This is a genomic window from Saccharopolyspora oryzae (assembly GCF_027853915.1).
Classification (GTDB): domain Bacteria; phylum Actinomycetota; class Actinomycetes; order Mycobacteriales; family Pseudonocardiaceae; genus Saccharopolyspora; species Saccharopolyspora oryzae.
Map to the genome: position 1 here is coordinate 39,885 of NZ_JAQGLA010000062.1, position 6,268 is coordinate 46,152.

At 68.7% G+C, this 6,268-nt stretch carries 10 protein-coding genes; 2 read left to right on the forward strand and 8 right to left on the reverse strand.

Annotated elements, in window-relative coordinates:
* Positions 1 to 7 precede the first annotated feature (7 nt).
* Positions 8 to 856 carry an aminodeoxychorismate lyase gene (locus tag OU415_RS27610; protein ID WP_270952214.1) on the forward strand — a complete coding sequence of 283 codons (849 nt, stop codon included), beginning with the start codon at positions 8 to 10 and terminating at the stop codon, positions 854 to 856.
* A gap of 165 nt (positions 857 to 1,021) precedes the next feature.
* Here OU415_RS27610 and OU415_RS27615 read toward each other — a convergent pair whose 3' ends face one another.
* Positions 1,022 to 1,534, reverse strand: a complete 513-nt coding sequence (locus OU415_RS27615; RefSeq protein WP_270952216.1) for a DinB family protein — start codon at positions 1,532 to 1,534, stop codon at positions 1,022 to 1,024.
* 123 nt (positions 1,535 to 1,657) lie between these two features.
* Positions 1,658 to 2,299: an FABP family protein gene (locus OU415_RS27620; protein ID WP_270952217.1), complete on the reverse strand. Its 642-nt coding sequence runs from the start codon at positions 2,297 to 2,299 to the stop codon at positions 1,658 to 1,660.
* A gap of 224 nt (positions 2,300 to 2,523) precedes the next feature.
* Between OU415_RS27620 and OU415_RS27625 the strand changes: the two genes are divergently transcribed.
* Entirely contained in the window at positions 2,524 to 3,270 is a 747-nt protein-coding gene (locus OU415_RS27625) for a class I SAM-dependent methyltransferase (protein WP_270952218.1), read from the forward strand.
* Positions 3,271 to 3,390: 120 nt separating this feature from the next.
* Here OU415_RS27625 and OU415_RS27630 read toward each other — a convergent pair whose 3' ends face one another.
* The 6 genes from OU415_RS27630 to OU415_RS27650 all read right to left on the reverse strand — a co-directional run.
* Complete coding sequence (locus tag OU415_RS27630) at positions 3,391 to 3,690, reverse strand: DUF1416 domain-containing protein (RefSeq protein WP_270952220.1); 300 nt, start codon at positions 3,688 to 3,690, stop codon at positions 3,391 to 3,393.
* A gap of 32 nt (positions 3,691 to 3,722) precedes the next feature.
* On the reverse strand, positions 3,723 to 4,571 hold the full coding sequence (locus OU415_RS27635; RefSeq protein WP_270952222.1) for a sulfurtransferase: 849 nt from the start codon (positions 4,569 to 4,571) through the stop codon (positions 3,723 to 3,725).
* 30 nt (positions 4,572 to 4,601) lie between these two features.
* Complete coding sequence (locus tag OU415_RS27640) at positions 4,602 to 5,051, reverse strand: DUF4395 domain-containing protein (RefSeq protein ID WP_270952224.1); 450 nt, start codon at positions 5,049 to 5,051, stop codon at positions 4,602 to 4,604.
* 112 nt (positions 5,052 to 5,163) lie between these two features.
* Complete coding sequence (locus OU415_RS38395; RefSeq protein ID WP_350945149.1) at positions 5,164 to 5,238, reverse strand: putative leader peptide; 75 nt, start codon at positions 5,236 to 5,238, stop codon at positions 5,164 to 5,166.
* A 171-nt stretch (positions 5,239 to 5,409) separates the two neighbouring features.
* Positions 5,410 to 5,850 (reverse strand): TlpA family protein disulfide reductase, encoded by a 441-nt coding sequence (locus OU415_RS27645; RefSeq protein WP_270952225.1) that lies wholly within the window; start codon positions 5,848 to 5,850, stop codon positions 5,410 to 5,412.
* A partial coding sequence (locus OU415_RS27650) for an LmeA family phospholipid-binding protein (protein ID WP_270952226.1) occupies positions 5,847 to 6,268 on the reverse strand: 422 nt, incomplete at its 5' end. The genes OU415_RS27645 and OU415_RS27650, both read right to left, overlap by 4 nt.

Genomic DNA, 6,268 nt, shown 5'->3' on the forward strand with positions numbered 1-6,268 from the left:
TTCCGGCATGCGCGTACTGGCACTTCTGGACGGGACGATCGTCGACCCCGAGGCTCCGCTGTTCCGCGCCGACGACCTGGGGGTGATGCGCGGCGACGGGATCTTCGAGACGATCCTCGTCGTCGGGCGGCAGCCGCGGGAGATCGGCCCGCACCTCGACCGGCTGGAGCGGTCCGCCGGGCTGATGCAGATGCAGCTGCCCGAGCGCGCCGCCTGGGAGCGGGCGGTCCAGGCGGTGATCGACAACTGGCCGTGGGACACCGACCCGGAGATGGCTCTGAAACTGGTGTGCACCCGCGGCATCGACGGCGGCGACGGCACGCCGCACGGCTTCGCGATGGGCATGCAGGTCGGTGCGGACTCCCTGCGCAAGCGCCGCGACGGCATCTCGGCCGTGACGCTGGAGCGCGGTTACGCGCCGGACCTGATGGACCGGGCGCCGTGGCTGCTGCTGTCCGCGAAGACCCTGTCGTACGCGGTGAACATGGCCGCGATGCGGGAGGCGGAGGCGCGGGGCGCGGACGAGGTCATCTTCACCGCGACCGACGACTCGGTGCTGGAGGGCCCGACCTCCACGGTGGTGATCGCCCAGGGCCGGACCCTGCTGACCACCCCGCCGAGCTCCGGCATCCTCAAGGGCACCACGCAGGGTGCGCTGTTCCGGGCCGCCGAGCAGGCCGGCTGGCAGACCGAGGTGGCGAAGTTCCCGGTCTCGGCGCTGTTCGAAGCGGACGGCGTGTGGCTGTGCTCCAGCATCCGCCTGGTCACCCAGGTCCACACCATCAACGGCACGGCGATCAAGGCCGACCCGGACCTCCACGCCGAGGTCACCGGCCTCTACGAGTCCAACTACTGACCGGTCCGGCTCACCCCTCCGACTCGTGGTTCCGCAATTTCAATGGAAATTGGATGTCCGATTTCCATTGAAATTGCGGAAGTTCTCCACAGGACCCCGGACCTGTCCACAGGTGTCGGCGTGTCGGGCACCGGACGCGCCGATGGAACTGGTTCGGGGGGCCGGTCAGCCCATGGTCTTCTGGCCGTCGATGGTCTCGCGGATGATGTCCGCGTGGCCCGCGTGCTGGGCGGTTTCAGCGGCGATGTGCAGCAGCACCCGGCGGATCGTCCAGCGCTTGCCCTTCTCCTCCGACCACGGCGCGTCCGGGAGCAGGTGCGAGAGGTCCAGGTCGGGGACCGTCTCGACGATCTCGTCGGTCTTCCGCGCGACCTCTTCGTACTCGGCCAGCAGCGCTTCCAGCGTCTCCTCCTCGGTCACCTGGAACGTCGCCGCCATCTCGGCGAAAGCCGCCTCGTCGTAGGCGTCGAACTTGCGGCCGTTGCGGATGAAGTCGGCCCAGTTCCGCTCCACCGACGTGACGTGCTTGATCAGCACGCTGAGGGAGAACTCGCTCTTGGTCGGCCGCGAGCGGGCCTGCTCCTCGGTCAGGTTCTGCACCGTGTACCGGAGGAAACCGCGGTGCGTCCGCAGCAGCTCCAGGATGTCCGCGCGCTCGCCGCTGAGGATGTTCGGCATCGGTTTCTCCCTATGTCGTTGTCGTTGCCCGAGAAACTAGTGGAGAGGGCTGACAACGCCAGGCGAATGACGACGGCCCCCGCTGCGGGTGCGCAGCGGGGGCCGGGTCGAAACTTCGCGGGATCAGCCGACGATGCGGTCCAGCTTGGCCGACAGCCGGGGCTGGAGCTCGTGCTCGGAGGTCGCGCGCTCCTCGACGTAGGCCAGCGCGCCGTCGACCACGCCGTAGAGCCGGCTGGCCGCGGTGACGTCCTCGCTGGTCGGGGTGCGCAGGACCGCGTCGGTGCCGAACTGCCAGGTGGTCTGGGCCGTCGGCCTGCCGAAGAACATCTCCGCGACGCCGGTCTCGTGCAGGATCAGCAGCTCGATGGTGTCGTCCGGCTGCGGGCGGAAGAACCCGGTCTCCCGGAACGCCGGAGCGACGACCGAGCCGCCCTCCCCGTCGAGCCGCCAGGCGCGGCTCTCGTAGGTCAGGAACGGGCGCCCGTCGTGCGCGATCGTGACCTGCTGGATGAACCGGTAGGTCTCGTCGATCGACGGGTGCGCGGCCTCGCCCTCACCGCGCCACACGCCGACGATCGGCAGCAGCGCCAGGCAGGCGTCGTCCAGGGACGGGCCCAGGCGCAGGTTGGCCGTGTCGCCGGGGCCGGGCAGGTCCTCGAACTCCGGCACGTTGCGGTGCGCGGTGAGCTTGGCGCGCTCGGCAGCTGCGGCGACCGCGGCGTCCCCGCTGCCGGGCTGCGGTTCGTTGGGCGTTGCAGTCACGGTGGGAAGGGTACCGGTGGCCCCGGATCAGTCGCTGTACAGGCGGTACAGCACGTAGCAGGCGAACCAGATGGTCGCCACGGCCGCGAGGCCGACGAGGGTGACGAGGCCGTAGTGCAGGAAGTCGATAAGTTCCACGGGCAAAGAATAACCACCAAGTGCGCTCGGCGGAGTGTGGCGTCGGGCATGATCTGGCGCGCACCGACGCCCAGGACGGGAATCACATGGACTTCGAGACGTTGCGCGAGCGGGCGCTGGCCTTCCGCGAAGACCTGCTGGCGCGCAAGGACGCCATCGCGCCCAGCGACTTCGGCTGGTACCCGTACGACACGATGGCCAACATCTTCCACCTGGATGCGCTGCTCAGCGGGCCGCAGCGGCAGGTGTTCGACCAGATCGCGGGCACCAGGATCGCCGACATCGGCGCGGCCGACGGCGACTTCGGGTTCTTCCTGGAGGACGAGCTGGGCTGCCAGGTCGATGTGATCGACAACGCGCCGACCAACTTCAACGGCCTGCGCGGCGCGCGGCGGCTGGTGACCGAGCTGGACTCGAAGGTCCAGGTGCACGAGATCGACCTGGACTCGCAGTTCGAGCTGCCCGCCGAGCACTACGGCGCGGTGTTCTTCCTCGGGCTGCTCTACCACCTGAAGAACCCGTACTTCGTGCTCGAGCAGCTGGCCCGGCGCGCGGACCTGTGCTTCGTCTCGACCCGGATCGCGCAGGTCACCCCGGACGGCACCCGCATCCAGCAGCAGCCGGTGGCCTACCTGCTGGACCCGGCCGAGGCGAACGACGACGCGACCAACTTCTGGATCTTCAGCGAGGCCGGGCTGCGCCGGCTCTTCGACCGCACCGGCTGGGAGGTGGTCGACTTCACCACGGTCGGCTGCCAGGAGGACTCCAACCCCAGCGCCCAGGACCGCGACGAACGGGCCTTCGCGCTCCTCCGCTCGAAGCGCTCCAGCTGATCAGCCTCGTGAGTGGCGATGGTGGGTCTGGCCACCATCGCCACTCACGAGTCCTGACCTGCGCAAAGGGCGCCTCCCCGCAATTCGGGGAGACGCCCTTCGCTTCAGGGGAACGCTCGGTCAGGCGACGGCGATGTCCACCGCGTGGACGCCGGGACCTTCGGTGGTGACGTCGGACTGGCCCTTGCCCTCGCGGTGGAGGGCGCGGACGGTCCAGTCGCCGGGGGCCGCGTAGAAGCGGAAGTCGCCCTCCGCGGAGGACACGACCTCCGCGGTGAACTCGCCGGAGGAGTCCAGGAGGCGGACGAACGCTCCGCCGACCGGCTGGTCTCCAGCTCGCACCTTTCCGGCCACGACGACCTGGTCGGTCTCCTCGGCGACCGCCGTCGCCGACTGCTGCGGGGCTCCGCATCCGCTCATGGTCAACTCTCCTTCGCTCCGGTGGGGAGACTTCAGTTCTTGGCGGCTTCGGCCGGGTTCTCGATCGGGACGCCGACCAGCGAGCCGTACTCGGTCCACGAGCCGTCGTAGTTCTTGACGTTGGTGTTGCCGAGCAGCTCGCGCAGCACGAACCAGGTGTGCGAGGAGCGCTCGCCGATGCGGCAGTAGGCGATGGTGTCCTTCGAGGTGTCCAGACCGGCCTCGCCGTAGATCTCCTTCAGCTCCTCGTCGGACTTGAAGGTGCCGTCCTCGTTCGCGGCCTTGCTCCACGGGACGTTGATCGCCGACGGGATGTGCCCGGCGCGCTGCGCCGACTCCTGCGGCAGGTGCGCCGGGGCGAGCAGCTTGCCCGCGAACTCGTCGGGGGAGCGCACGTCGACCAGGTTCTTGTTGCCGATCGCGTCGACGACCTCGTCGCGGAACGCGCGGATCGAGGTGTCCGGCTCCTGCGCCTGGTAGGTGGTGGCGGCGCGGTTCGGCTCGTCCTTGGTGAGCTCGCGGCCGTCGAGCTCCCACTTCTTGCGGCCGCCGTCGAGCAGCTTGACGTCGCCGTGCCCGTACAGCTTGAAGTACCAGTAGGCGTAGGCGGCGAACCAGTTGTTGTTGCCGCCGTAGAGGATCACGGTGTCGTCGTTGCCGATGCCCTTGGCGGACAGCAGCTTCTGGAAGCCCTCGCGGTCGACGAAGTCCCGGCGCACGTGGTCCTGGAGCTCGTTCTTCCAGTCCAGCTTGACGGCGCCGGGGATGTGGCCGCCGTCGTACGCGGTGGTGTCCTCGTCCACCTCGGCGAACACCACGCCGTCGGTGTTCAGGTTCTGTTCGGCCCACTCGGTGGAAACCAGGACCTCTGCGCGGCTCATCGAGCGACTCCTTCGTTGATCTTCGGTGGTTCAGCGGGTGTCTGAAGTGGACGCTCCGGCAGGCGCCAGGCGCCGGAGCACCAGGTACATCTGGCAACCGAGGCAGTAACCGAACACCGCGTTGAGCAACGCGGCGACCAGGGCGAACGCGTTCGCGACGAGGCCCAAGGTGGTCAACCCGGTCGCGTAACCGACCATGGCGACCAGGGCGAACGCGAATCCGACGCCCTGGGAGAAGCGCACCGGAGCGGGTTCTTCGCGATCGGCCGCCGCGATCGGTTCGAGTCGCGGTTGGACCGCCTGCCGGTACACGAAGCCCCACGGGTTGAGCCGCATCCCGATGAACGCGCACAGTCCGAACAGCACCATCTGGGCGGCCAGCACCCGCCAGCTGGTGGTGATCAGGCCGAGCGCGAGGATCGCGCTGGTCATCGCCGCGGTGAAGCGGACGCCACGCGGATCGAGGGTTGCGGCTGACATGGGGCCTCCTGACTGTGGACTTCGGCTGCCGAGTCCGTCAGGCGGTGGGATACGCGCACCTCTGCCACGGCACGTCCGTGCGAGGGGTGTGCAGATGCGTACTACCGCCCGGTCAGTGCCCGCAACACAGGCTGCTACCCACGCGGCAAAGGTCAACCGCGCGCCTTCGGGTCAGCAGTACATGCACAGCACGGAGGCTACCGGTTGGACCGATCGGCGGGAAGGCTGTTCACAGGGTGAGACACCTGGGGGTGCAGTTTCAATTGAAACTGCGCGCGCCAGGCACGGCGGACACAGTTTCAATTGAAACTGTAAATCTCCAGGCGTAGATCTACAGTTTCAATTGAAACTACGGGGCTCAGGTGAGGTGGGGTTCGAGGGCCGTGGCGAGGTTGTCGCGGCGGGGGACTCCGCTGATGCGGAAGAGCTCGCGGCCCGCGGCGTCCAGGACGAGGGTGGTCGGGGTGGTGTGGACGCGCAGGGGCGTGGACCACTCCGGGTGGTCGGTCAGGTCGACCTCCACGTGGCGGACGCCCTCGGTGCGCTGGGCGAAGTCGGCCAGCAGGACGCGGGTGTGGCGGCACGGGGCGCAGAAGGTCGTCGACAGCTGCAGCAGCGTCACCTTCGCGTCGTCGTCCGGGGCGTCGGCCAGCCGCTGCTGCAACGCCTCGGGAAGGAGGTCGGTCACGTTCTCCTCACCGGTCTTCTCGCGGACCTTGCCCTGCCGGGACTGCCACACCGCGCCGATCAGCAGCGCCGCGACCACGGCGATCAGCAGTGCCCAGATGCCCGGGCTCACCCGGTGGTCACCCCGTTGCTGCTGATCGTGACGTTGTCGGCGATGCCCTCGACGACCAGCGCGCCCCGCTCGGCGCGGACCGCGGTGGGCTTGACCTCGAACGGCAGCATGCCCGGGTCGAGCGTGGTGCTGAACTGCTTGAGCACCGACTTCTCGATGATCGACGGCAGCTCGATGGTGCCGAAGTTGCTGTTGCTCAGGTCGAGCTTGCGCGGCTCGATCTGCATCTTGCCGTTGACCAGCGACAGCACCGCGATGACCCGCACCTTGTTGTCGGACCCGGCGATGTTCACGGTGCCGTCGAGCTGCACGACCGCCTTGGTGTGGTCGTCGCCCGCGGCGAGCTGCTCGTCGGCGGCGCTGATGTTGCCGTCGTCGTCGGCCAGCGCGTCCTTGGCGGCCGGGTTGATGGTGAGGT

Coding starts and splice junctions, on each gene's coding strand:
- OU415_RS27640 (WP_270952224.1), bottom strand. CDS start 5,051: ATGTCAGCCGCAACCCTCGATCCGCGTGGCGTCCGCTTCACCGCGGCG.
- OU415_RS27630 (WP_270952220.1), bottom strand. CDS start 3,690: ATGAGCGGATGCGGAGCCCCGCAGCAGTCGGCGACGGCGGTCGCCGAG.
- OU415_RS27615 (WP_270952216.1), bottom strand. CDS start 1,534: ATGCCGAACATCCTCAGCGGCGAGCGCGCGGACATCCTGGAGCTGCTG.
- OU415_RS27625 (WP_270952218.1), top strand. CDS start 2,524: ATGGACTTCGAGACGTTGCGCGAGCGGGCGCTGGCCTTCCGCGAAGAC.
- OU415_RS27635 (WP_270952222.1), bottom strand. CDS start 4,571: ATGAGCCGCGCAGAGGTCCTGGTTTCCACCGAGTGGGCCGAACAGAAC.
- OU415_RS27610 (WP_270952214.1), top strand. CDS start 8: ATGCGCGTACTGGCACTTCTGGACGGGACGATCGTCGACCCCGAGGCT.